The sequence below is a fragment of the Pseudoalteromonas sp. OF7H-1 genome (assembly GCF_022347825.1).
Taxonomy (GTDB): domain Bacteria; phylum Pseudomonadota; class Gammaproteobacteria; order Enterobacterales; family Alteromonadaceae; genus Pseudoalteromonas; species Pseudoalteromonas maricaloris.
On sequence record NZ_JAKRFX010000021.1, the window covers coordinates 20333 to 44943 of the forward strand.

Annotated in this window: 18 protein-coding genes and 4 tRNA genes; 6 read left to right on the forward strand and 16 right to left on the reverse strand. The window is 44.1% G+C overall.

The window, feature by feature from the left end; all coding sequences use genetic code 11:
- Positions 1 to 46: 46 nt before the first annotated feature.
- Positions 47 to 1951 carry an aminotransferase class V-fold PLP-dependent enzyme gene (locus tag MHN30_RS20450; protein ID WP_239360935.1) on the reverse strand — a complete coding sequence of 635 codons (1905 nt, stop codon included), beginning with the start codon at positions 1949 to 1951 and terminating at the stop codon, positions 47 to 49.
- A 300-nt stretch (positions 1952 to 2251) separates the two neighbouring features.
- Between MHN30_RS20450 and MHN30_RS20455 the strand changes: the two genes are divergently transcribed.
- Positions 2252 to 3247 (forward strand): YncE family protein, encoded by a 996-nt coding sequence (locus MHN30_RS20455; RefSeq protein WP_130164731.1) that lies wholly within the window; start codon positions 2252 to 2254, stop codon positions 3245 to 3247.
- A gap of 149 nt (positions 3248 to 3396) precedes the next feature.
- On the opposite strand, the gene nth is transcribed toward MHN30_RS20455, so the two are convergent.
- The 12 genes from nth to MHN30_RS20515 form a co-directional block, all read right to left on the reverse strand.
- The gene (gene nth, locus MHN30_RS20460; RefSeq protein ID WP_039491909.1) at positions 3397 to 4032 is read right to left on the reverse strand and encodes an endonuclease III; all 636 of its coding nucleotides are present in this window, start codon (positions 4030 to 4032) and stop codon (positions 3397 to 3399) included.
- A 99-nt stretch (positions 4033 to 4131) separates the two neighbouring features.
- Positions 4132 to 4830, reverse strand: a complete 699-nt coding sequence (locus tag MHN30_RS20465) for an electron transport complex subunit E (protein ID WP_239360936.1) — start codon at positions 4828 to 4830, stop codon at positions 4132 to 4134.
- Positions 4827 to 5462, reverse strand: coding sequence for an electron transport complex subunit RsxG (gene rsxG / locus MHN30_RS20470; protein ID WP_239360938.1), 636 nt, complete (start codon positions 5460 to 5462; stop codon positions 4827 to 4829). The genes MHN30_RS20465 and rsxG overlap by 4 nt, the downstream gene beginning before the upstream one ends.
- Entirely contained in the window at positions 5459 to 6520 is a 1062-nt protein-coding gene (gene rsxD, locus MHN30_RS20475; RefSeq protein WP_239360939.1) for an electron transport complex subunit RsxD, read from the reverse strand. Before rsxD ends, rsxG begins: the two co-directional genes overlap by 4 nt.
- Positions 6517 to 9609 (reverse strand): electron transport complex subunit RsxC, encoded by a 3093-nt coding sequence (gene rsxC / locus MHN30_RS20480; protein WP_239360940.1) that lies wholly within the window; start codon positions 9607 to 9609, stop codon positions 6517 to 6519. Before rsxC ends, rsxD begins: the two co-directional genes overlap by 4 nt.
- A 9-nt stretch (positions 9610 to 9618) precedes the next feature.
- Entirely contained in the window at positions 9619 to 10173 is a 555-nt protein-coding gene (gene rsxB, locus MHN30_RS20485; RefSeq protein ID WP_010370380.1) for an electron transport complex subunit RsxB, read from the reverse strand.
- Positions 10174 to 10175: 2 nt separating this feature from the next.
- Positions 10176 to 10757: an electron transport complex subunit RsxA gene (rsxA, locus tag MHN30_RS20490; RefSeq protein ID WP_010370383.1), complete on the reverse strand. Its 582-nt coding sequence runs from the start codon at positions 10755 to 10757 to the stop codon at positions 10176 to 10178.
- Between the two features lie 597 nt (positions 10758 to 11354).
- A complete protein-coding gene (locus tag MHN30_RS20495) occupies positions 11355 to 13298 on the reverse strand; it encodes a GGDEF domain-containing protein (protein WP_239360941.1) in 1944 nt (647 codons plus the stop codon).
- A 187-nt stretch (positions 13299 to 13485) separates the two neighbouring features.
- A tRNA-Asn gene (locus MHN30_RS20500) sits at positions 13486 to 13562 on the reverse strand.
- A gap of 48 nt (positions 13563 to 13610) precedes the next feature.
- Positions 13611 to 13687, reverse strand: a tRNA-Asn gene (locus MHN30_RS20505).
- 34 nt (positions 13688 to 13721) lie between these two features.
- Positions 13722 to 13798: transfer RNA gene (locus tag MHN30_RS20510), tRNA-Asn, on the reverse strand.
- Positions 13799 to 13817: 19 nt separating this feature from the next.
- Positions 13818 to 13894, reverse strand: a tRNA-Asn gene (locus MHN30_RS20515).
- Between the two features lie 1263 nt (positions 13895 to 15157).
- Between MHN30_RS20515 and MHN30_RS20520 the strand changes: the two genes are divergently transcribed.
- Positions 15158 to 16534 carry an MATE family efflux transporter gene (locus tag MHN30_RS20520; RefSeq protein ID WP_239360942.1) on the forward strand — a complete coding sequence of 459 codons (1377 nt, stop codon included), beginning with the start codon at positions 15158 to 15160 and terminating at the stop codon, positions 16532 to 16534.
- Positions 16534 to 18537: an excinuclease ABC subunit UvrB gene (uvrB, locus tag MHN30_RS20525; protein ID WP_010607369.1), complete on the forward strand. Its 2004-nt coding sequence runs from the start codon at positions 16534 to 16536 to the stop codon at positions 18535 to 18537. Before MHN30_RS20520 ends, uvrB begins: the two co-directional genes overlap by 1 nt.
- Positions 18538 to 18611: 74 nt before the next feature.
- On the opposite strand, the gene MHN30_RS20530 is transcribed toward uvrB, so the two are convergent.
- Together MHN30_RS20530 and MHN30_RS20535 are read right to left on the reverse strand one after the other, a co-directional pair.
- Entirely contained in the window at positions 18612 to 19205 is a 594-nt protein-coding gene (locus MHN30_RS20530; RefSeq protein WP_069022915.1) for a porin family protein, read from the reverse strand.
- A gap of 137 nt (positions 19206 to 19342) precedes the next feature.
- A complete protein-coding gene (locus MHN30_RS20535) occupies positions 19343 to 19714 on the reverse strand; it encodes a hypothetical protein (protein ID WP_239360943.1) in 372 nt (123 codons plus the stop codon).
- A gap of 262 nt (positions 19715 to 19976) precedes the next feature.
- Between MHN30_RS20535 and MHN30_RS20540 the strand changes: the two genes are divergently transcribed.
- Together MHN30_RS20540 and MHN30_RS20545 are read left to right on the forward strand one after the other, a co-directional pair.
- Entirely contained in the window at positions 19977 to 20486 is a 510-nt protein-coding gene (locus MHN30_RS20540) for a winged helix-turn-helix domain-containing protein (RefSeq protein WP_239360944.1), read from the forward strand.
- A 29-nt stretch (positions 20487 to 20515) separates the two neighbouring features.
- The gene (locus tag MHN30_RS20545; protein ID WP_239360945.1) at positions 20516 to 21244 is read left to right on the forward strand and encodes a Sir2 family NAD-dependent protein deacetylase; all 729 of its coding nucleotides are present in this window, start codon (positions 20516 to 20518) and stop codon (positions 21242 to 21244) included.
- A gap of 18 nt (positions 21245 to 21262) precedes the next feature.
- Here MHN30_RS20545 and MHN30_RS20550 read toward each other — a convergent pair whose 3' ends face one another.
- A complete protein-coding gene (locus MHN30_RS20550; RefSeq protein ID WP_239360946.1) occupies positions 21263 to 21922 on the reverse strand; it encodes a hypothetical protein in 660 nt (219 codons plus the stop codon).
- A gap of 101 nt (positions 21923 to 22023) precedes the next feature.
- On the opposite strand from MHN30_RS20550, the gene MHN30_RS20555 reads away from it, so the two are divergent.
- On the forward strand, positions 22024 to 24180 hold the full coding sequence (locus MHN30_RS20555) for a tetratricopeptide repeat protein (RefSeq protein ID WP_239360947.1): 2157 nt from the start codon (positions 22024 to 22026) through the stop codon (positions 24178 to 24180).
- The last annotated feature ends 431 nt before the right edge of the window (positions 24181 to 24611 follow it).

Sequence of the window (24611 nt, forward strand, 5' to 3'; positions counted from 1 at the left end):
TCTTACAGCAGGGCTGCCTAGTACTGGATTATGATATTAGCTCGCGTTATTTTTCCTCTTTCAGCACGTAGATCTCACCATCGAAACTACCTTGAATGGTCAATCCTTGGCCTGCCAGCTCCTTGAGATATTCAATATGCTCTTGGGTAATATGTTGGCCCGGCACCAAAAGCGGAATACCCGGAGGATACGGGGTGACTAAGCCTGCACAAATTCGGTTGTTGCTCTTGCTAATAGGTACAGATTCACGCTCGCCGTAGAAGGCATCACTAGGAATACAAGCAAGGTCAATTGCGGGTAAGTTCTCAGGTAAGCGTGAGCGTCGCGTTGACTTCGATAGTTTTACCTTGCCGCCATCAAGTTTCTTTAAGGCATTGTATAAACGAATGATCTTTGAGCGTGTACCACCCAAGGTTAGTAAGACTAAGATGGTACTGTGCGTATATTTCTCAATCTCCAGCCCAATTTCGTCTAACAGGAATTTATGAATATCCTTTAACGAATATGGTAGTTCACTAATATCTATGAGGATTTTAAGCGGATCATGCCCCATATTATCGCCACTAAAATGTGGGAATATGTTCATAAAGTCTTGCTTATCAAGCACTTTAATATGTTTGAGCGAGGCCATCTGCTGTTTGAACTCTGCAACATGGTTCAGCAGCGCATTGAGTAACTTATAGCCTTCCATCTCCAACTGCTTCTGGCACACATCCAAAGACGCTATAAGTTGGTATTTGGGCGAGGTGCTGGCGTAGATACTGTAAATCTCACGGAAGAAATCAGCATCAAAATCAGGGTCGTTAATATGGATATAAGATGCCTGCGAAAATGCCGATACGACTTTATGCGCCGAATGAGTGACATAATCGGCACCTGCATGAATGGCGGAATAATGGCGCAAGCTAGGGTGAAATAGCGAGTAAGCAAACCAAGCTTCATCAATAAAGACTTTGATGCCATGCTGATGGGCAAATTCTACGACTTGTTTCAGGTCGCTCAGCAAACCATCATAGGTACAGCCGGTGAGCACCAGTAGTTTTGCATCGGTATTTTGTTCAATCGCTTGCTTAATATCGGCCAGTGAAGGCGGTGCAAATATGCCATATTTTGGATTTAAGATACTCGACAAATAGATTGGGAAACTGGCCGATTGCAAAATGCCATAGTGCACAGACTTATGACAGTTGCGGTCGATGATCACCTTATCGCCCTTGCGAAGTAGGGTTTGCAAAATAATTTTATTCGAGGTGGACGAACCGTTGGTCACGAAGTAGGTGCGTTTAACCTCAAACGTTGCCGCAGCGGATTCCTGAGCGCGGCCAATGGTATTGGTGCTGTCTGACAGTGAACCTAACGAATCAACCGATACAGACAAGTCTCCGACAAAGACATTACGGCCATAGAATTGATAAAAATCTTTGATATAAGGAGAGTTTCTAAAGCTCGAACCGCCGCTGTGACCCGGAGTATGCCAAGAGTCGTTCGCTTCGCCGACATAACTGCGATACGCGGTCCAAAATGGCGTCTCGGCTCTGTCATCAAAGTCATTGATCATATATCCCAAAATGGCTTCAGGATCTGAGATAACTTCATCTTTAAAGAAGAAAGACTCGATTTCCTCGGATTCGTTGACTATCTCAAGCCCTTTAGTGTCATCGCCAATAACGTAAACCGGTAATTCTAGACGAATACTTTTTAATTGCTCGATAAAGCGACTATAGGTTTGTTCGCCACTTTTGTTGTGCACATCCCAACTCAGCACGACAGCTTGAATATCACCATCTTCAGTGACATGCTCCAAGGCTTTTGAAAGTTCGAGGCATTCAATAATATCGATTTGAACATCCTCTCGCTCAAAATTAGGGATCGTTTTTGACAGATTGCTTGAGAGCGATTGCAATACAGCTGGCTCTTGTTCTATCAACAAGATACGAAGGACAGGTAGCATAATGATATTCGCATTAAAATTTAAAGACTTTCATTAGCATAAAGAAAGCGTAGTGATTTGTGAAATCAATACTTTGAAAATGTTCCAGAAATTGTAAAACGGATGTAGGCGAGGAAGTTGTTGCGAGTGATGGAAAGTGTGCTATTCAACATAGGAAACAGGAAGGTTTCGAGTATCAGGCGTGTCTGAGTTAAATTTGGGATAGGGTGTTTTTGAAGGCTGTATTACGATTGCTTTTCAATGATAAATACAGTAGTGATAAAAACAACAGTACTAGCTAACAGATCAAAAGGAGTCAAAATGAGATTGGTTAATTATGTTGTGTATGTGTTCTTATTTGGGTGTTTAATCAGCTTCCCTTCATGGGCTGATACAAATAACTTGTCGGGAACATTGGTTGTTGTAAATAAAAAGGGGAACTCGGTTGATTTCATCGATCTTAGCAGCCGAAAAATTAAGCTGACGCTCGCAACCGGCAGAGGACCACATGAATTAGCAATGAGTGCCGACGGGCATACGGCTGTTGTCACTAATTATGCACGTGGCAATAGTCTAAGTGTTTTTGACGTTCGGCAAGCAAAAAAAGTAAAAACCATTGATTTGTCTCGTTATCCAAGGCCACATGGCGTGTTGTTTTTAAAAGACCAAAAACGCGTTGCAGTATCGTCTGAAGGCTCCGACAGTGTGGTAATCGTTGATATAGAGTCGGGGAAAATTGATAAAGTAATAGCAACAGAGCAAAGAGGTTCTCATATGGTGGCGCTGCCGGCGTCTAGCGAGCGTGTTTACACCACAAATATGCGCGCAGATTCAGTGTCTGAATTAGATGTAAAGTCAGGTGCCTTACTTCGCAAAATTTCAATGCCAAAAGTACCAGAGGCTATCACCATAAATAAAAGTGGCTCAGAGCTCTGGGTTGGTAGCAACGATGATGGCTTAGTTACCGTGTTTGATGTAGCAAATGAGCGTATAATTAAGCAATGGAAAGGCTATAGCTTTCCATACCGTGTGTTACTTACCCGCGATGAGCAGTTTGCTGTGATCCCAGACTATAGGAATCACACCCTTGATGTGATCGATGCAATGCACAAAGAAAAGCTGCGTCAAATAAAGTTTGAGCCGGGAACAGGACCAAAAGGCGTGATCCTCCATCCAGACGATCGCACTTTATTTTTATCCGCTTACCAAAAAAATAAGGTCCTTGTTATAGATATTGTATCTGGCAAAACCTTATTTGAACTCCCTACTGGTAACGGACCAGATGGAATAGGGTATTCAGCAGTGGTATTGCCTTAGGCTAGCCATCACGTCGATACGAATGTGGCGTGAAGTAGGAGCTGCTTTACGCAGCGAGCTGTGTTTTCATATCGCTTGAATAATTTTACGAAACAACAAATTCACGGTAACCACCACAAATAAAAGTTGTGCTTATGCTAAAACAAAGATTAGCTATCAGTCTTCTCTTTAAACTCACACAAATCTTCAATCAAACAGCTGCCACATTTAGGTTTACGCGCGGTGCACACATAGCGGCCATGGAGAATTAGCCAGTGGTGGACATCCACTTTAAACTCTTTTGGTACAACCTTCTCTAGCTTTTGCTCGACTGCCACCACATCTTTACCCATGGCGAACTTGGTGCGGTTGGAGACGCGGAATATATGGGTGTCTACGGCAATTGTCGGCCAGCCAAAAGCGCAGTTTAGTACCACGTTGGCGGTTTTGCGACCGACCCCCGGCAGTGCTTCTAGTGCTTCACGGTTTTCAGGAACTTCGGAGCCGTGTTTGTCGACGAGGATCTGACACATTTTATAGACGTTATTGGCTTTTGAATTAAATAAACCAATGGTTTTGATATAGTCTCTTAAGCCTTCAAGGCCAAGCTCCAGAATTTTCTCAGGCGTGTTGGCAACAGGGAAGAGTTTGCGTGTCGCTTTGTTTACCCCAACATCAGTGGCTTGTGCTGAGAGGGTAACGGCAACTAAAAGCTCGAAGGGTGACGAGTATTCTAGCTCAGTTTCAGGGTGCGGATTTTCGTCCCTGAGTCGCGTGAGTATTTCTATACGTTTTTGTTTATTCATAAGATTTACTTGCTAATTTCAATGACGGTAGCATGCGGTTATTTTCATTAAACAGCGATAGTGACGGTATCGCTGCTTAATGGCATCATTATTACCGCATTAGTTTAAGTTAGTGACCCGTGCTCTAGGACCTTTTACTTCTTCGGCTGTTGGCGCTGCTTTGGCTTTGAGCTGAGCGTCGATAATGTTTTTAGCGGCAATCAAAAAACCAAGGCCTAAAAAGGCGCCTGGTGGCAGGATTGCAACTAAAAATTGATGATCGAATGAGAAGATCTCAACACGCAATACACTTGCCCAGTTGCCAAGGAGTAGCTCGGCACCATCAAATAGTGTTCCTTGACCAATCAATTCGCGCATTGCACCCAGTACAAATAGCACCAGTGCAAAACCCAGTCCCATCATTAACCCATCCCAAACCGATAACAACGGACTATTCTTCGAAGCAAATGCCTCTGCACGACCAATAATGGCGCAGTTGGTCACGATCAACGGAATAAATATACCAAGGGACTGATACAGACCAAAGGTATAAGCGTTCATGAGCAGTTGAATAACCGTAACAAAGGCGGCGATGATCATCACAAACACGGGAATACGAATGTCTTTTGGCACCCAGTTTCTCACCACGGATACGGTAAAGTTAGAACCAACCAGTACCAGTAATGTGGCAATACCAAGCCCTAAGGCATTGGTTACCGTTGAAGTCACCGCAAGGAGCGGACACAGCCCTAAAAGCTGTACCAGTGCAGGGTTATTTTGCCATGTACCTTCTTGAAAGAGCGATTTTAACTGACTCATTGCGACACCTCGCAAGTATTAGGCGCGTTAAATAGCGCATCAAAATGCGTTTTGGCAAACCATGCGGCCTGATTTACCGAGGTTACCACGGCACGTGGGGTAATGGTTGCGCCAGTAAATGAATCAAATTGACCGCCGTCTTTTTTCACATTCATTTTAGGATCTGCTTCACCTTTAACTTGAACGCCGTTGAAAGTCGTTACCCAAGCCGATTTTGCCAGCTCTACTTTATCACCAAGACCCGGAGTTTCTTCATGGCGCGTTACACGCACACCTGAGATCAGACCTTGTCTATCGACAGCGGTTAAGACATCGATATTGCCACTGTAGCCTTTCGGTGTGATATGTCTCACTAAAAGAGCTGAGGGTTCGCCATTGAGTCTGGCTCTGTAAATGGTGTGCGGGCCGCCTGGGCCGAGTTCTAAGGCGTTGCTGGTGGTGCAATCCAAATACAAAGTATTGTCGTACTTATCTGCTGCAATAACCTGAGAAAGTAGTTGCATCAGATGCTGCTGCTCTTGGCTGGCAATTTTATCTTTGGTGAGGTCATTAATCAGTGCGACCGCTCCTGTTGTTGCCAGTGCAAATGCCGCGAGGATGAGGCCATTTTTCTGCATCGATTGAATTATCATGATTTAGCTCCATGACCATAAGTACGAGGCTGAGTGTAATGATCGATAAGTGGTACTGCCATATTCATGATCACAACTGCAAATGCAACGGCGTCTGGGTAGCCACCAAATTGACGAATAACATAGACAGTAAAGCCGATTGCCGCGCCGTAAATCAGGCGACCTAAGTTAGTGGTAGAGGCAGACACTGGATCGGTGGCAATAAAAAAGGCACCAAGCATAGCGCCGCCACTTAACAAGTGGAATAGGGTGCCGGGCTCTGACTCAGGGGCAATGATATAGCCAATTGCGCTAGCAAGGCCAAGACTGGCAATAAAGGCCACTGGAATATGCCAGTTGATCACTTTGGCTTTTAGCAGATAAAGACCACCTAGCAAAAAGGCGAGGTTAACATATTGCCAACCAAGTCCCGCAAGCGCTCCAAAACCCTGCTTACTCATCGCCTCATTCACGGTTAAGCCTTGTGAGACAGCGGTTTTTACCGAGTCTAATGGCGTTGCACCAGTCGCACCGTCAATCACGCCTGCACGCCATACGTCAAGTGTAACACCTTGGCTGGTGGACTCGGTAAAGATCATTGCGAGTTGGTCGACAAAGCTTAGCGACTCTAGCGTGAGCGCTTGAATAGGTGACCACGAAGTCATTTGTACAGGGAAGGAGATCAGCAATAATACATAGGCCGCCATGGCCGGGTTGAAAAGATTAAAGCCTAGGCCACCGTATAGCTGTTTTACAATAGCGATGGCAAAAAATGCACCAATGACGGTTATCCACCAAGGGGCTAGCGGCGGAATACTGATGGCCAGCAGCACAGCGGTGAGCCAAGCACTGCCGTCGCTGAGGCTGGACCATATCGCTCGACCTCTTAGCTTTAGCACTAGCGCTTCAGCAAGGCTTGCGGTAATAAGCGCCAAAGCCAACTGGATCAATACACCAAAACCAAAATAGTAGGTTTGGACTAAGATCCCGGGAATACAGGCTGCCATGACGGTCATCATGATTTTGTTGACCGACTTATGGCTATGATTGTGCGGGGATGAGGCCATGGTTAGTTTCATGACGGTTCATTTCCTTCTTGTTCTTTCGCTTGCTTCTTCGCTTTTGCTCTCGCAATTGCGGCTTTAACGGCGGCTTTTTTACGTGCTTCAGGGCTAAGTGCTTGTTGCTGCTCAGATGTGCCCTCAGCACCTTGCTCTGTACGGCTGGAGTCTGTTTCTGATCCCGCCGTTGGCTCATTTGTTTCTTCGCCTTGCTCACTCACGCTTTCGCCAGCTTCTTGTGCCTCTTTAGCGGCTTTTTTGGCCTTAGCTCTGGCAATTGCGGCGGCAACGGCCGCTTTACGTGGATCTTCCTCGGCGCTTGCCGTTGGAGCGGCTTCTGCTTGTTCGCTCACGCTTGCGCCTGCTTCTTCAGCCTCTTTAGCTGCTTTCTTGGCCTTAGCTCTGGCAATTGCGGCGGCAACTGCAGCTTTGCGTGGATCTTCCTCGGCGCTTGCCGTTGGAGCGGCTTCTGCTTGTTCGCTCACGCTTGCGCCTGCTTCTTCAGCCTCTTTAGCAGCTTTCTTGGCCTTAGCTCTGGCAATTGCGGCGGCAACGACGGCTTTGCGTGGATCTTTCTCGGCGCTTTCCGTTGGAGCGGCTTCTGCTTGTTCGCTCACGCTTGCGCCAGCTTCTTCCGCCTTTTTGGCAGCTTTCTTAGCCTTAGCTCTGGCAATTGCGGCAGCAACGGCGGCTTTACGTGGATCTTCCTCGGCGCTTTCCGTTGGAGCGGCTTCTGCTTGCTCGCTCACGCTTGCGCCAGCTTCTTCCGCCTCTTTAGCGGCTTTCTTGGCCTTAGCTCTAGCAATTGCGGCAGCAACGGCGGCTTTACGTGGATCTTCCTCGGCGCTTTCCGTTGGGGCGGCTTCTGCTTGTTCGCTCACGCTTGCGCCAGCTTCTTCCGCTTCTTTAGCGGCTTTCTTGGCCTTAGCTCTGGCAATTGCGGCAGCAACGGCGGCTTTACGTGGATCTTCCTCGGCGCTTTCCGTTGGAGCGGCTTCTGCTTGCTCGCTTGTGCTCTCGCCAGCTTCTTCCGCCTCTTTGGCAGCTTTCTTGGCCTTAGCTCTAGCAATTGCGGCAGCAACGGCGGCTTTACGTGGATCTTCCTCGGCGCTTTCCGTTGGGGCGGCTTCTGCTTGTTCGCTCACGCTTGCGTCAGCTTCTTCCGCCTCTTTAGCAGCTTTCTTGGCCTTAGCTCTGGCAATTGCGGCAGCAACGGCAGCCTTTTTATCGCTTGGCGCTGCATTGGCTTCAGGCTCAGCTGTGTCTTCTGCGGCTGCTTTTTTGGCTTTAGCCCGGGCGATTGCAGCAGCTACGGCTGCCTTTTTATCATCTGCTGCGGCTGGCTCAGATTCAGGCGCAGTTTGGGCCGCGGCTTTTTTCGCCTTGGCGCGAGCAATGGCGGCGGCTACTGCATCTTTTTTATCTGTGCTTTCAGGCTGGTCAGTTTTTTCTTCTTTATATTTACGCGCCTGCGCTTTGCGTTTTGCACGCTCTTCAGCAATGGCGCTGTTATCCGGCTCTAACTCGCCGTTCTCACCTCGTTTGGCTTTGGCGCGTGCAATCGCAGCTTGAACCGCGGATTTATCTGACTGCTTATCTTTAACGCGTGAGAGTGCTTCTTGCACTTTTTCTTTATCTGCGGCTTTTGGTGCAGCGCCCGCCGAACGGCGTTTATGTTTATTTTGGCGTTCTTCTTGTTCGCGCTCTAAGCGCTCTTTTCTTGCCTCAAAACGCTCTTTAGCACGCTCTGCTTTGACTTGTTCGAGCTTTTGTTCGCGAATATCGGCTTTGGCTACACGATAGTATTGCACCAAGGGGATTTCGCTTGGACAAACATAAGAGCACGCACCACATTCGATACAGTCAAAGAGGTTGTATTCCTCTAACTTTTGGTACTCTTTGCCTTTAGCAAACCATTGTAACTGCTGTGGTAATAAGCTTTGAGGGCAGGCATCTGCACAGGCACTACAGCGAATACATGCCTTTTCATCACCCGGGATCGCAAGTTCTTGGTTGTCTGGCGCGAGTATACAGTTGGTGGTTTTGACCACAGGGATCCTAACCGATGGTAAAGTAAAGCCCATCATTGGACCACCCATGACGACGCGCTGCGCCTCTACTGGCGAAAAGCCTTGTGAGTCTAGCAGGTGCTTTATTTCAGTGCCGAGTAAAGCCCACACGTTGCTTGGCTGAGTAATGGTATTACCGGTCACGGTAACTACACGCTCAATAAGGGGTTTACCCTCAAAAATGGCTTGCCAAATTGCGAACAGTGTTCCAACGTTCTGCACCAGTACGCCGATATCCGCTGGTATTCCAGCACTTGGTACTTCTTTGGAAGTTAATAGCTTGACCAGTTGCTTTTCACCACCAGAGGGGTATTTGGTTGGCACACTACGGACTAAGATATCCTGATTATGCTGAGCCGCTGCGGCGATCGCCGCAATGGCTTCAGGTTTATTATCTTCAATGCCAAATAGCACTTTTTGTGGCTTCAATATACCTTGTAGCACTTCGACGCCTGCGATGATTTCTTTGGCGCGCTCACGCATCAAACGATCATCGGCTGTAATATATGGTTCGCACTCAATGCCATTGACGACTAAAAACTCAATGGGCTTTGGGCTGTCTGCTTTGACATAGGTTGGGAATCCCGCACCGCCCATACCGGCAATACCAGCTTGGTGGATAATATCGATAAGCTGTTTGTTATCAAGCGTGCTAATGTCGCTAATTGGGTTCAGTGGTGTCCACTTATCTTCACCGTCTGGGCGCAAAATAATACTGAGCTCAGGTAGCGCGGATGGATGCGCCGACGGCATCGGCTTTATCGCTTCAATGGTGCCAGATGTGGGAGCGTGGATGGGCAGTGACCAGTTCGTGCCGGGAGCCGTCAATGCTTGACCCTTAAGGACGTGATCGCCAGAGTTAACCAACAGGCTACCATTGGCACCAATGTGCTGCTTTAGGGGCAGAATTAGTTTATCAGGCAAAGGTAAACGAGCAATCGGTTGTTGGTTGGATAATGTCTTTTGCTCTGGTGGATGGATGCCACCCGGGAACTGCCACAGTTTTCCACTTTCTATTTGTTCAAGTAATGTTTCCACTTAAACCTCTTAATCAATCTGTGTCACAGGAATGGCGTCTAGCTGCCACTTCCACGTTTGCTTGGTCTGTGCAACCGGGATCATATCAATACAATCGACCGGGCAGGGCTCGACACACAGATCGCAGCCTGTGCACTCGTCGATGAGCACGGTGTGCATTTGTCTGGTTGCACCAACAATGGCATCAACGGGGCAAGCTTGAATGCATTTGGTACAGCCAATACATTCGTCTTCACGAATGTAAGCCACCTTCTTGACCGGCTCTGCGTCTTCTCCGCCAGCTAGTGGCTTTGCTTCTACGCCCATTAAGTCCGCCAGTTTTTTCACTGTTGCTTCACCGCCGGGAGGGCATTTATTTACGTCATCGCCATTCGCAATCGCTTCAGCGTAGGGTCGACAGCCGGGATAGCCACACTGGCCGCATTGAGTTTGTGGCAGAATGGCGTCTATCTGTTCAACAATTGGGTTGCTTTCAACTCGGTATTTCACTGCGGCATAGCCAAGCACAATACCAAAAATAAGCGCCAGCGCACCCAGCGCAAGTAATGCGTAAAGTAATGTCATATCTAAAACTTAACCAATCCAGAAAAGCCCATAAACGCAAGCGACATAAGTCCTGCGGTGATCATTGCTATCGATGCACCTTTAAACGGTGTCGGCACGTCAGCGACGGCTAAACGCTCACGCAAAGCGGCAAATAGCACCAAAACCATAGAAAAGCCAACCGCAGCGCCAAAACCATAGACTGCAGACTCTAAAAAGGTGTGGTCTTTTTTGATATTAAGTAGTGCGACGCCTAGTACAGCGCAGTTGGTGGTGATCAAAGGTAAGAAAATCCCCAGTAACCGATACAAGGTTGGACTGGTTTTACGCACCACCATTTCCGTAAATTGTACCACTACCGCGATAACCAAAATAAAGCTCATCGTTCTTAAAAAAGTGAGGTCGAGAGGCAATAAAATATACTGATTGACCAAGTAGCTGGTGACTGAGGCTAGCGTAAGAACAAAGGTGGTCGCTAACGACATTCCCACTGCGGTATCCAATTTTCCAGATACCCCCATGAATGGACATAAGCCCAAAAATTGGACTAAAACGAAGTTATTCACCAGCACTGTGCCAATGAGCAACAAAATGTATTCGGTCATTCCTGCCTCTATAACTTATTCACTTTATGCGGGTTTTCCCGTCAAATCGAGGTGATAGTTAACTGTATTAAAGAACTTACTAGGTGCAAGTTTTGACTGGATTTAATTTTGCTAAAAATACTTTTTAGTAGAATTAAACCGATAGCACCGTTCCGCTTTGAATTTTTTAAGTGAAAACATGTGCCTTGCTATCATTTAAGCTAGCCTCTCAAATAGTGTGAGGCTGTAGCTTGTCATGTAATGCTGACAGTTTTCATTCAGTTATTAGCAAGTAATCCAAATTCAGAGTTTGCTTATCAGGCTAAATATATGAGCTTTTAGCAATAGAATCATGGTGATAGAGTGATTCTATTGCTAGATCTTGGATTACCGCTAGCGCCGAAATAATCTTCAAGCTTATCTTTGTGAACTTCTTAGATCGCATGGATAAATTTGAATGATAATTCCTGCCAATAGTAACACAGATTGTAACTGGTGTGGCAAATGATAGTGTACGAAAATCAGCGCAATGGCAGCGGGAAAGGGAAGGGCAAATACGTTGCCCTTGGAACTTTCGTTAAACTTAGATAATGGGAGAATTATCCAAGCTCAGGTTTCCTAGATTTCTTTTGGTTTTTCGATGTAATAGCCTTGTACACCGTCCAAACAAAGCGTTTCGACGATGTGTTTCTCTTCTTGGCTCTCGATACCTTCGGCAAATACGTTGACACCGATACGGTGTGCAAGGTCAACCATTAAACGCATAAAGTATTGATTATTCTTGTCTTCTTCTAGACCACGAGTATAGCTTGCATCCATTTTGATATAGTCAGGCTTTAAGTCTCTAAAGAACTTAAACGACGTTAAACCCACACCAAAACGCTCGACGGTGATACGAGCGCCGGCACGATGAACCATATCAATAAAGCGCTTACTGGCTTTAATATTTTGTTGTAAGCCAAACTCGCTAACTTCAAATACCAGTTTAGAGGCCAGATTGGTTTCTTTTAACAAACGACGCTCTAACCAGATCACAAATTGATCATTATGAGCACTCGATGCGGTAACGTTGATCCCAAAATACTTTTCATTAAAGTTACGCGTTTTGATAAGTTCTAGCGAGGTGTCGATGATCAGCTGATCAATCTCAATGGCCATTTCTAGCTTTTCCGCCATGGCAAGGAAGGACGCAGTTGGTAGCATTTGTCCTTCTTCGGTTTTGAAGCGGGATTGGATCTCTGCATAGGCCTTAGAGTTTTTACCAATTGGCATGATATTTTGCATCATCAAGCTAACACGCTTGCTGTTGATCACATCGCGGATCACGCGACGCCAGTTTTGATTGCCAAATCCAGCACTGACATTATTCACTAAGTCAGACTCACGTTGAATATGCCAAGCATTGGCTTGCTTGCTTTGCGCCATGCTCATCGCATTATCGACGACCGAGAGTAGTTCTCCAAGTGGTTTACCGTTCTCATAAGGCACGATCCCAGTGTTTGCAACCGATGATAGTTCTTGGTTTTGCTGGAACTGAGTAAAGCGGGCTTGCAGTGTTTCACCAAACTCTTCCGCTTCCTTACTTGGCACATTGGGTAATATCACTGCAAAGTCCGAGCTATTTAAACGGAACACCTGGCTGCCAGCATAAGTGCCGGTGACGTGCTTGATGATATCCGATACTGACTTAATGTATTCATCGCCTTTTTGATAGCCGCGGGTTTGGTTAATGACCTGCAATTCAGAACAGCGGATCATCGCCAGTGAGCCAAATGCCTTTTTGGCAGACGACTCGATATATTGCTCGTAGTACTCAACAAACATATTACGGTTGCCAAGATCGGTGACCACATCTTTATACGCTTCTTGCTTGATAGAGTGGGCGGCATTTTTGATGTCTTCTTGCTTTGACTTTAAAAAGCTGGCTAGGCGTTTAAAAGATGGGATTAAATCTTGGCCGAGTTCTGCAACTTTGCCATCGTTAAAGTCAAATTCAATATTGTCGGTAACTTGATTTTGCGTGATATATGAATCTACAGCATTGGCCACTGTCATGCTAACGTTGCGATTTAGCTTTTTATACACGCCTTGCATAAAGAAAACAGGAATAAAGGCAACTAACGCTGAAATAATGATAAGTAGCAGTAGGGCTTGTTGTAGTAATTGTGCCTGACTTTGTGCATTGATCAAGAATTCGATTTTGATGTCTTTGCTATCGTTAACAGCAAATTGGGGGCGAATAGCATTGATATTTGATTCTATGAGTTCGGCGATAAAGGGGAGGTTGCTCGGTGTATTGACTTGCAAAACGGTTTGACCGTTAAAGTCTCGTACAATAAAAGTTGAGAAAACATCTCCGCTATTTAAAGCTTGGCGGATATGTTCAGGAGTAACTTCAGTGAGTTTCTTATCCTTTATATACTCTGTCACCATGGTATGGGCACTTTGTTGTGCTTTGTTGATTGCAGAGTCAAAACTTGTTGCGAAAAAAAAGCTACCAATCAAGGAGAATAATAGCCAAGAGGTGACTTGGAGTACGATAAGTTTTTTAAAACCAGCCATAGTACGCTTCTTAAAGAGGGTTATTCCATAGTATCGGGTGCATTGCCAATTTCTTTATCAAATTCATCGGTTTGATTTTTGTCTGGTCGATAAATTACAGAGAAGGTTGTTATCTGAGCAAATGCAGTGAGAATATTGCTTGTAGAGTAGTGTAAATGCAGGAAAAAGTCTAATGCTTTCGTGGAATTGGCTCCCCCTCCCCGACTCGAACGGGGGACCTGCGGATTAACAGTCCGTCGCTCTAACCAACTGAGCTAAGGGGGAACAATTTGGAACTTTGGGAATGCTCTTTTTGAGCAATATCTTATTGATTGGCTCCCCCTCCCCGACTCGAACGGGGGACCTGCGGATTAACAGTCCGTCGCTCTAACCAACTGAGCTAAGGGGGAACTACAATAAGATTTTGACTTTCCGGTAAAGTAGTGGCTCCCCCTCCCCGACTCGAACGGGGGACCTGCGGATTAACAGTCCGTCGCTCTAACCAACTGAGCTAAGGGGGAATAGTCAAGTGTGAGAATTTGGCTCCCCCTCCCCGACTCGAACGGGGGACCTGCGGATTAACAGTCCGTCGCTCTAACCAACTGAGCTAAGGGGGAAGCGTATCTCTCAACGGGGCGAAATATTAATGACGACATTGCAAGGTGTCAACCACTAAAATCACAGAAACGTAAAAAACTCTACTAAGCGATGAATTAATGCGCTATTTGTTGGCTTTTTAGCTAGTTTTGGATTCTTGATATAGGGCCTATTGACCTTTGCTGTACGATTTTGGCTCCCCCTGAGTGGGTTTTGATCGCAGCGCTCGACTTGCCGCCTAGTAATCTAAGCAAAAGTTGAGCAATACGTAATTTATCCATCGTTCATATAATGACTCTCAGTGAGTTTTGATTTCAATATGCCTACATGATGAAAATCTGCAAAACATGAAAGATAGGGCTGTTGTATAAAATTCCTAAATCACCGTATAGGGGATGTCGAATAAAATTAACATATACAGTGTTTACTGTTTATCTATACAGTGATATATTCTGATTAATGTATTTTTTGAACGTTTTGTTTGAATTATATCCCTAACTGCTCATTTTATGATGTTTTCTTGAGATCTTTAAATCATTGCAATTATCACGTGAATGAGATCAATGAGCATAAATAGTGTGGTATTGATAATCTCTATCTAAACGCGGCGTGACAAACAGTAAGTAGTTACTATCATTAAAATGAGAATCAATGATTTAATAAAAAGTTGAATTAAAACAGTTGGATATGTGTTCCTTATTATTTTTAGTCGTTAAATGCTTTTTACTTCCAGAAGCAAGGTTAGCCTAGAGATCTAAATTGATCCAGTTGTTGTTTTAAGAATGATCACACTAAACACGCCATTGATCAAAATTACTCCAAGCTGAAAACCTTTATTCTATTGGCTTGGAGCGACTTATCCACGGAATCTGTGGATAACATTGTTTATTATTATTTGAGAAGTATTGCAAGACTATGAAATTAGGGCGCTGCAGCCGTTTCAAGTAAAATTCGATAAATATTTAATTTTAATAATATCAATGACTTATATTTGGTTGGTTATTTTTGTTTATTTGTTGTTCAGTGTGAAGCTTTTATGAACTTTTTACCATTTTGGCTGTGCAAAAAACATGCTACTTTGCAAGCTGGATTGTAACTTTTTTGTCAAAACATACTGAATCGTTATTTTTAACACTAAACCTCAATCCTGTAGCGTAATACAAGCTTTTTATAGGTAACTGTTGCTAATTTAGACTTTATAACGACTCTTAACGTTTACCGCATAGCGTCAACATCTTGAATAGCATACAATGAGCCGCTTAAAGTATCAGAAATAGGTTGTTATGACTCAAGCTAAGTCAAATTCCAATGGCAACGATATCCTTTTTGGTGATATTGGGGCGACTTTAAAGCGAATGACGATCCCCATGATATTCGGGATGATCACGCTGATGATGTTTAATCTCGTTGATACTTTCTTTATTAGTATGCTTGGCACCGAGCCGCTCGCGGCAATCAGCTTCACCTTTCCTGTTACCTTTACTGTAATTAGCTTAGCCATCGGGTTAGGTATTGGAACATCCGCCGTTATCGCGAAGGCTTTAGGTAGCAATTTGCTCGAGGAAGCCAAATTTGATGCCGCAGTAGCTATTATTATCTCTGCGATATTCGTTTCATTACTTTCTATTCTCGGTTTCATTTTTGTCGATGAGATCTTCATTCTTCTCGGTGCTGGTGAAGCGGTTATGCCATTTATCCACGACTATATGTCGGTGTGGTTTATTGGTTCGATTTTATTGATAACGCCGATGATTGGTAATTCAGTGCTGCGCGCCAGTGGTGATACCAAAACGCCAAGCTTAGTTATGGGACTCGGGGGATTAGTAAATGCGGTGCTGGACCCGATATTAATCTTCGGATTTGGGCCTATTGATGCAATGGGTGTAAAAGGGGCAGCAGTGGCCAGTGTGTTGTCTTGGAGTCTAGGGGTAACTATCATTTTATATTTGCTGATAGTTAAAAAACGTCTTATCTCACTGTCTGCAAAATACACCAGCTTCACAAACGCGGCGAAAAAAATTCTCACCATTGGCCTGCCTGCAGCTGGCGCAAATATGCTAACGCCGTTAGCAATGGCGGTAATGACAGCACTTATAGCCAGTTATGGACCTGAAGCTGTGGCCGCATTTGGTGTTGGAAGTCGTATTGAGTCTATCGCAAGTCTGGTGGTATTAGCGCTTTCTATGACCTTGCCTCCCTTTGTAAGTCAAAACTTTGGTGCAAAGCACTATCAGCGTGTGTCTGATGCCTATACCCAAACACTTAAATTTGTACTTGGTTTTCAATTTGCTGTCTACTTATTACTGGTATTGAGCGCTTACTACATTAGTCATACTTTTGGTAATGAGCCTGCTGTTGTTGAAACCATACAGCTATTTATTTATATCATGCCGCTTGGATACGGTCTTCAAGGCGTGATCATATTAACTAATTCATCATTTAATGCGTTGCATAAACCGATGAATGCGCTCATTCTAAGTGTGATCCGACTGTTCATATTTTATGTACCTATTGCTTATATAGGCTCACAGTTGGCTGGGTTGCCAGGGCTATTTGCAGGCGCTGCTTTGGGGAATTTATTTACCGCAGCCATTGCCTACAATTGGTTTAAGAAAGTGATTAATGAAATTGCAGCAAGCGAGGTTCAAAAGGAGGCGTAATGGAAGATAAGTTTCAGCTAGTTTCTGAGTTTCAGCCAAACGGTGATCAACCAACAGCGATTGCTCAGCTGTGCGATGGTTTAGAATCAGGCCTTGCACATCAAACCTTGCTGGGGGCTACAGGGACGGGTAAAACCTTTACCATGGCCAACATCATTAATAACCTTAACCGCCCGACGATTATTATGGCGCATAATAAAACGCTGGCAGCGCAATTGTATGGCGAAATGAAAGAGTTCTTTCCTCATAATGCGGTTGAGTATTTCGTCTCTTATTATGACTATTATCAACCCGAAGCCTATGTCGTTGCCAGCGACACTTTTATTGAGAAAGACGCGTCTATCAACGATCACATAGAACAAATGCGTTTATCTGCGACTAAAGCCTTGCTTGAGCGCAGAGACACTATCATCGTCGCCTCTGTTTCAGCGATTTACGGCCTTGGCGATCCCGACTCTTACATGAAAATGATGCTGTTATTGAAAGTCGGTGAAACCATTGATCAGCGCGACATGTTAAGGCGCTTGGCAGAACTACAATACACGCGTAATGATATGGACTTTAGTCGTGGTACCTACCGAGTTCGCGGTGAAGTTATTGATATTTTTCCTGCGGAATCGGAAACCATCGCGGTACGGGTTGAGATGTTTGACGATGAAATAGAGCGGATCAGTTTATTTGATCCCTTGACTGGTGCAGTTGAAAAACACCTAGTACGCGCGACTATTTATCCAAAAACTCACTATGTGACGCCAAGAGAAAAGATCCTTGATGCCATTGAGCGCATTAAGGTAGAGCTCAAAGACCGCCGCACTCAATTATTGGATAAAAACCGCTTAGTCGAAGAGCAGCGCATCGCTCAACGTACACAATATGATATTGAAATGATGACAGAGCTTGGCTATTGCTCTGGTATTGAAAATTACAGTCGATATTTATCGGGACGAGCACCAGGCGAGCCACCACCAACTTTGTTAGATTATTTGCCGGATGACGCGCTTATGATCATCGACGAATCTCACGTTACCGTTTCGCAGGTGGGGGCGATGTATAAAGGCGATCGCAGTCGTAAAGAAAACTTAGTTGAATATGGTTTTAGATTACCGTCTGCACTAGATAATAGACCACTAAAGTTTGAAGAGTTCGAAGCGATTTCGCCGCAGACCATTTATGTTTCGGCGACACCCGGTGATTATGAATTGAATAAATCAGCGGGTGATGTTGCTGAGCAAGTGATCCGCCCAACAGGGCTATTAGATCCAGAAGTAGAAGTGCGTCCAGTTGCAACTCAAGTTGATGATTTGCTCTCTGAGATCTACAAACGGGTGGAAGTGAATGAGCGTGTACTGGTTACTACGCTAACAAAACGCATGTCAGAAGATCTGACCGATTATCTTAACGATCATAACGTTAAGGTGCGTTACTTACACTCTGATATTGATACCGTTGAGCGTATGGAGATCATTCGAGACCTACGCAAAGGCGTTTTTGATGTACTAGTCGGCATCAACTTGTTACGAGAGGGCTTGGATATGCCTGAGGTTTCTTTGGTTGCCATTCTTGATGCAGATAAAGAAGGTTTCTTACGCTCGACGCGCTCTCTTATTCAGACAATTGGCCGCGCGGCACGTCACTTACATGGAAAAGCAATCTTATATGGTGATAGGGTGACGAACTCGATGCGCCAAGCTATAGATGAAACGCAAAGACGTAGAGAAAAGCAAGAGGCGTACAATGAGGCCAATGGCATTACACCAACCGCACTCAATAAGAAGATCACGGATGTGATGGATCTCGGTGAGGAAGTGGCTGATGACAAAGTGGTGGATATCGATGCCAAATTTAAACCAGGTATGCCTGCAATGGATGCGAAAGAAATTGCTAAAGAAATAGACCGACTTGAAGCACAAATGATGAAGTTTGCTAAAGAGCTTGAGTTTGAAAAAGCAGCTCAAGCGCGAGATCAAGTTCAGATCTTACAAAAGCGTTTGATTAAAGCCTAGGGCTAAAACTCGGTGTTAAATAATAAAAAAGCATGTGTAGACCACATGCTTTTTTATTGGTTGGGGAGGTCGCTTTAGAAGCGGTAGCTGACACCTAGAGATAGGCTCGATGTATCCAAGTCACCCATATCAAGGTACTTGTAGCCAAGGTTAACTGCCATACCGTTATCCCAGTCATATTGCCAACCTGCTTCAGCGACAAAGCCGATACCGTCGTCGGTAACTAATTTGCTGCGGCCACGAGTGATTTCGTAATCGTAGTAGTTCGCCCCTAACTTGCCATAAAAGTAGCTATTATCAGAAATTTGATAGTAGCCTTTTGCCGCAACGACAAAGTTATCAAATTCTAAGTTATTAGCACCAAGGCCAAATAAAGTTTTGTTGTTTTGTGTGCAGGTAAACTTGCGATCGTTTTCGTCTTCACACTTCCAATCATCTAAGTCTTCACCGCTGTTGTAACCTAATTCAAGCGCTAAAATTGGCGTAAAGTGATAGTTGTAATACAGGTAGGCTTGGCCTACACCATCACCATCTTTACTTGAGCTTTTATAAGAAGCGCCACCGCCAGAGATGTCTAAACCAACGCGATGCGTCTCGTTATTTTGTTCTGCAAAGGATGATAAACTTGTTGTGAGTAATGCAAGAGATAAAAGCGCTTTAATTTTCATAATCAATGTCCGTTGTGGTTAACTTGAGGACAGTATAAATAGCGGGGGTGTCAAGGTCTGTTGGGGGGCTGTCATAAAGTGTAAGAAGGCGTCGAATTTGGTTGTTATTATTTTACAAATATAAATAGTTGCACTTGCTAAGTGCTTTTAGCTGCCGTAGGTTTTGCAATGAACGTTTGGTATTTTAGTATGGTCGTCAATGTCAAAATCGCAGCAATAAGCCCACTCCATATGTGATGCATGATCAAATGACTTGCAATGAACATAGGCACGTCTTGCCAGCCATCAATTAACAAAAGTTTACTCACTAGCAGCAAATATCCGAGTAGGTGCGCGAAGAGAACAAACTTAAAGGATTTAATGAATTTGCTTTTTGCATTGACTGGCAGGGCTGGGAGGTTGAGGCGTAACGCGACGATAAAGGCTATCGAGAGCAAAATACTGATAATCCCTAACCCCAGTAATGAGGTTTTGATCAACACGATGGCATAGATAAAAGCAAGTAACATGAGCCAGCCTAACAATTACGGAAAACGCAGTTTATATACGCTTAGGTTTTGAGTCTATTCGAATTATTCTAAGGATTAGGTAGTGATTTTCTGAGTGATCGCTCTATACTAAAGGCCGATTTTATCAATAGTTTGTAAACCGATGTAACATTGCCCTATATTTTCGTGGCATGTTTCGCTATAAATGCAATGTTATGTCGTAGTAAATTCGAATAAAACAATAATTATTATAGTAATTAAGACCAAGTTGGGAACTAGGGAAATGAAATTTGCTTTTAAGGATTTTTTGTTTGATAGCAAAGAACTTAAGCTTTATAAAGACGATAGAAAGCTAAATCTAAAACAAAAGCCTGCTCAGATATTGGAGCTATTTTTATCCGCTCCTCAAACTATCCACAGTAAAGAAGACATCTTAGAAAAGGTATGGCCTGATAGAAAAGTCACAGATCAGGTCGTATTTCAAAATATTGGCCATTTACGTGCTTTGTTTGGTGATGATGCTATCAAAACCTTTTCACGAAAAGGATATCAATGGCAGATCCCTTGTACTGCTTTTGAGGGAACAGCAGAAGCTCAGGCCTCACCGCAGTCTTCGCCTCAACCAATTACCTCGACAGCAGCTAAAGTAGATGATAAATCGTCTGAAAGCGGAGCCACTGTAACATCTACAAATACACTTGAAACATCCGAGCCCGCTAGCAAACTACCAATGTTTGGGTTGGCGGGTGTACTTGTGTTGTTAGCCCTCGGCATTTACTTTACGTTATCGTGAGTCGAATTTACTAGCATTGAGGTTATGTCATGTTGCAAACGTTGTATATCACGGGGGCTGGGGTGAGTGCTGAAAGTGGTATTCCAACTTTTCGAGGAGAGGATGGCTTTTGGACGATAGGTTCGGCTAATTACACTCCTCAAGAAATGGCAACGCGCGCAATGTATAAATCACAACCGGCGGAATTCTTAAAATGGTATTACCATCGTTTTGTGACTTACCGTAATCACGGCCCCAATCAAGTTCATCAATGGCTTAGTGATAAAAATGTGATCACGCAAAATATCGACGGTTTAGATGGTAAAGCGGGAAATAATCATTTTATTGCGATCCATGGACGCGTTGATCAGGTGACATCCTTTCATACCCAAGGTGAGCCCACGGAGTGCTTTACTGCCCCTTGGGATGAGGTAGACGAAAGTCGATTAGCTGAGTCGCTGTTAGCACTTTTCAAGATCGCGCGACGAGGGCCTGAAAAAGGCGTGTCACTTAAACCCTATGTATTGTTATTCGACGAATACTACACCGATCTGTATCGTATTAGCGAAGCACAGTCACGAATGTATGCTGCGGATCGCATGATTTTTATGGGCACTTCCTTTAGTGTCAATATCACTCAAATGGCCCTGGAAATAGCAAGGCACAAAGCAATTCCAATTGAAGTGGTTGACCCAAACCCTGCGCACTTACTTTACGAACAAGTCACCTATCACCGCATGACGGCAAGTGAATATATCGCCAGTTTGCCAACCTCTTAATGTAAAGCCTGAGGAAAGTTAGCCTGCATTGCTTTGGTAGTAAGTGGCTAGCAGAAATTGTTTATATTCACTGAGTCGGCGTTGTTGTACGAGATGGGACTCAATCACTTTAGCGTTGTGGGGTTCCACTGCGCTTATATGTCGCCTTTCGATTTCCATCAAGCCAAGTAACGCGCTTAATTCTTGAATACTCAGTGGCGCAGTATGGCTATTAAAAGCTAAGTAGCATTCTAGAGGTGTTAACTTTTTTGCATTTCTTTGACTCAGTGCATTTTGAAGTAGCTCTTTACTTTCAAAGTGCAATAAGGTTCTAAGATAATTTAGACCGTTATCTTTCGCAGGCATTTGCGATAAAAGAATATGTAGTATGTTATTTCCTTGCGGGTTAAGGTTATTGATTTGCTCAGCTTGGATCAAAGGTGTGGAGAAAAAGGCAAACTTCTCTAAAGAGTTAATCGCAGCTATCATCGCTTCTGGAAAGCATGCTGCTTGTAAGCAAATACTCGCTATATCTTGATAGTGGCCATAGAGTGTAGTGTTACTCTGCGCACTTTGAAAAAGAAACTTGAGGACTTCAATCTGCTCGTCTTTGGGAGCGTGTGCGTACACGGTTTTTATTTTTTCTATATCCGCGCTTTTTAACGCTAGCAAAAACTGAGTTAGACTATTATTCGACATACATAGAACCACAATTTATTATTTAATGCTCACGCAATATGATAGCCTATTCGCCTGTTGTTTTGCTCAATTTATAACGATAATAACAAAGAGACGATTACGTGTTGCACTTTAAGATAATACTGCTTACTTGTTGCCTACTATTAAGCCCGCTAGTTTATGCCAATGAGCGTTTATACGATGCTTTTATTAAAGAAATTCAGCAACAAGAAACACGTGATAGCGCACTTCAAAAAGTCGACCAAGTATTAGAGTCGGGCTTAACACCGGAAGAAATTGCAGACGTTCACCATAAGACCACGGTTGCATTAAAAAACGGTTTCCAGCTCGAAGAGGCATATAAATGGGCGGAGCGTTTTAAACAGGTATTACTCTCGCATCATTTACCCGAATATGAAGCTAAATACTCTTTAACGTATGGTGACCTCATGCTCAAAGAGGGGAGATTTAGCGACGCGATTAGTTATTTAAACCTAGCCGTATCTCAGCTATCTGCGCTTGATATGCATCGATTGTTAAGCCATGCCTATCGCTTTCGGGCTGCTGCTTACAAAAGCAATGGCAGTTATAAAGACTCGATAGAGAGTTATGAACTCTCAATTGAAGTGGCAAAGAAGTATGAACTCCCAGATTTGCAAGTGTCTGCGATCACTCAGTTAGCAGATGTTTACTCGGATCTTTCATTACCGGACAAGGCACTTGAATTACTGCAGCAATCGATAGCTGTACTAAAAAACCAAAAACAGGAAAATACGGTTTTACTTGGACAAGTTTACTATAACCTAGGTGGTGCACATCAAGTGATTGGCGACCATGAAAAGTCGCTTGAAGCCTATCAAACCGCATATGACTATGACATTAAAGCGGGCAATATCGTTTATTCAGCTTACACGTTGATCCGCATTGGTCGTGAACAAATGAAACTCAGCCAATATGACAATGCACAAGCGTCATTTGAAAAAGCATTTACGATTTTTGAGGAGAATGAGCACACCAGAAATCAGGGCTGGGCGCTGAGCAATTTGGCTGAAGTTCAATTAAAAGCAAATGAAAAAGCTAAGGCTAAAGAGTATGTTGAACAGGCGTTAGAGTTAATTGATCCGGTACAAAGTAAAGTGCTTTATCAAGAGACGATGACTACCTATGCGCAAATTGTTTTACCTGAACGAGCTGATTTTTTTATTCAAAGTATGGAGCAAATTATTGCTCAAGATGAGGTTTATCTTGGCCTCAAGGAAACCGCATTACGAGTGTTAAAGGACGCCTACAGCGCGAAAGGTGACTTTGAGTCTGCGCTTAATTATCACTTGCAATATGCGGAATCTAAGGTTTCTCAGCTTGAAAAAGAAGCCAGTCAAAAAGCCTTGGCATATCAGATGGATACAGAGTACCAGAAGAATCAATATGAGCTACAAAGTCTAAAAACACAGCGTGATGTAGAGCTGGCCGAACAGCGCGTAGAACAAATAGTAACGGCAGCAGTGGTGGGAGTTTTGGTCATTCTACTGAGCGCGTTCTTATTACTTGCGAGAAACAAACGTCGTGCACTGGAACTCGAGAAGCAGCTTCTCAACAAAACCTTGGATTTAAAGCAGCAACTACTTGCAGATATTTCTCATGAATTAAGAACACCGCTTACCGTACTTAAGCTGCATATTGAATCTCTGGAACATAATTTGGTGGAAAATCCAAAGCAGAGCTACAAAGTGCTTAACCGCCGTCTCGATACTCTTAACACATTAATTAAAGATATCTATGAACTCGCGCAGGCAGATACTGGCAGCCTTAACTTAGCGCTAGAGCGTGTCAATGCCAAACAAGCGTTTATTGGTCTTGTTGAAGATATTGATGACTTTGTAACGGATGAAGGGCTTGAGTTTAATGCCAATATAGAATTACCAGATGAACTGGAAATCGATATTGATGTAACTAGATTTGCTCAGGTATTCAACAACTTGGCTCGTAATAGTGTGAATTATACCGACAAGCCGGGAGAAGTCTCCGTGAATATTAGCTATCAAAGCCAGCAAATCCAATGTGTTATTGAAGATTCAAGCCCAGGTGTGGGCGATGAAGCTTTAGGAAGATTGTTTGAACGTTTGTTTCGCTGTGATAAATCACGTAGCCGAGATCTTGGTGGCTCCGGCTTAGGTTTATCTATTTGTCAAAAACTGGTTGAATTGCACGGTGGCAGCATTGCCGTTGCGCATAGCGAATTAGGTGGGTTGAAAGTGAGTGTTATTATACCTTGTGAGTAATAACACAAACCTGCTTTTACATCGCGATAGGGCACAAAAGATCGCCGCGTAAAGCGGCTCCTACCAGAGTTTATATATCGCGTGTAGGTGCGGTTTTACATCGCGATATGACATAAGATATCGCCGCGTAAAGCGGCTCCCATCAGAGGTTATATATTGCATGTAAGAGCGATTTTACATCGCGATATGGTAAAAAATCGCCGCGTAAAGTGGCTCTGGCCAGAGTTATATATTGCATGTAGGAGCGATTTTACATCGCGATATGACACAAAAAAGCTCGCCGCGTAAAGCGGCTCCCACCAGAGGTTATATATTACGTGTAGGAGCGATTTTACATAGCGATATGGTAAAAAATCGCAGCGTAAAGCGGCTCCTACCAGAGTTTATATATCGCGTGTAGGAGCGATTTTGCATCGCGATATGGCATAAAA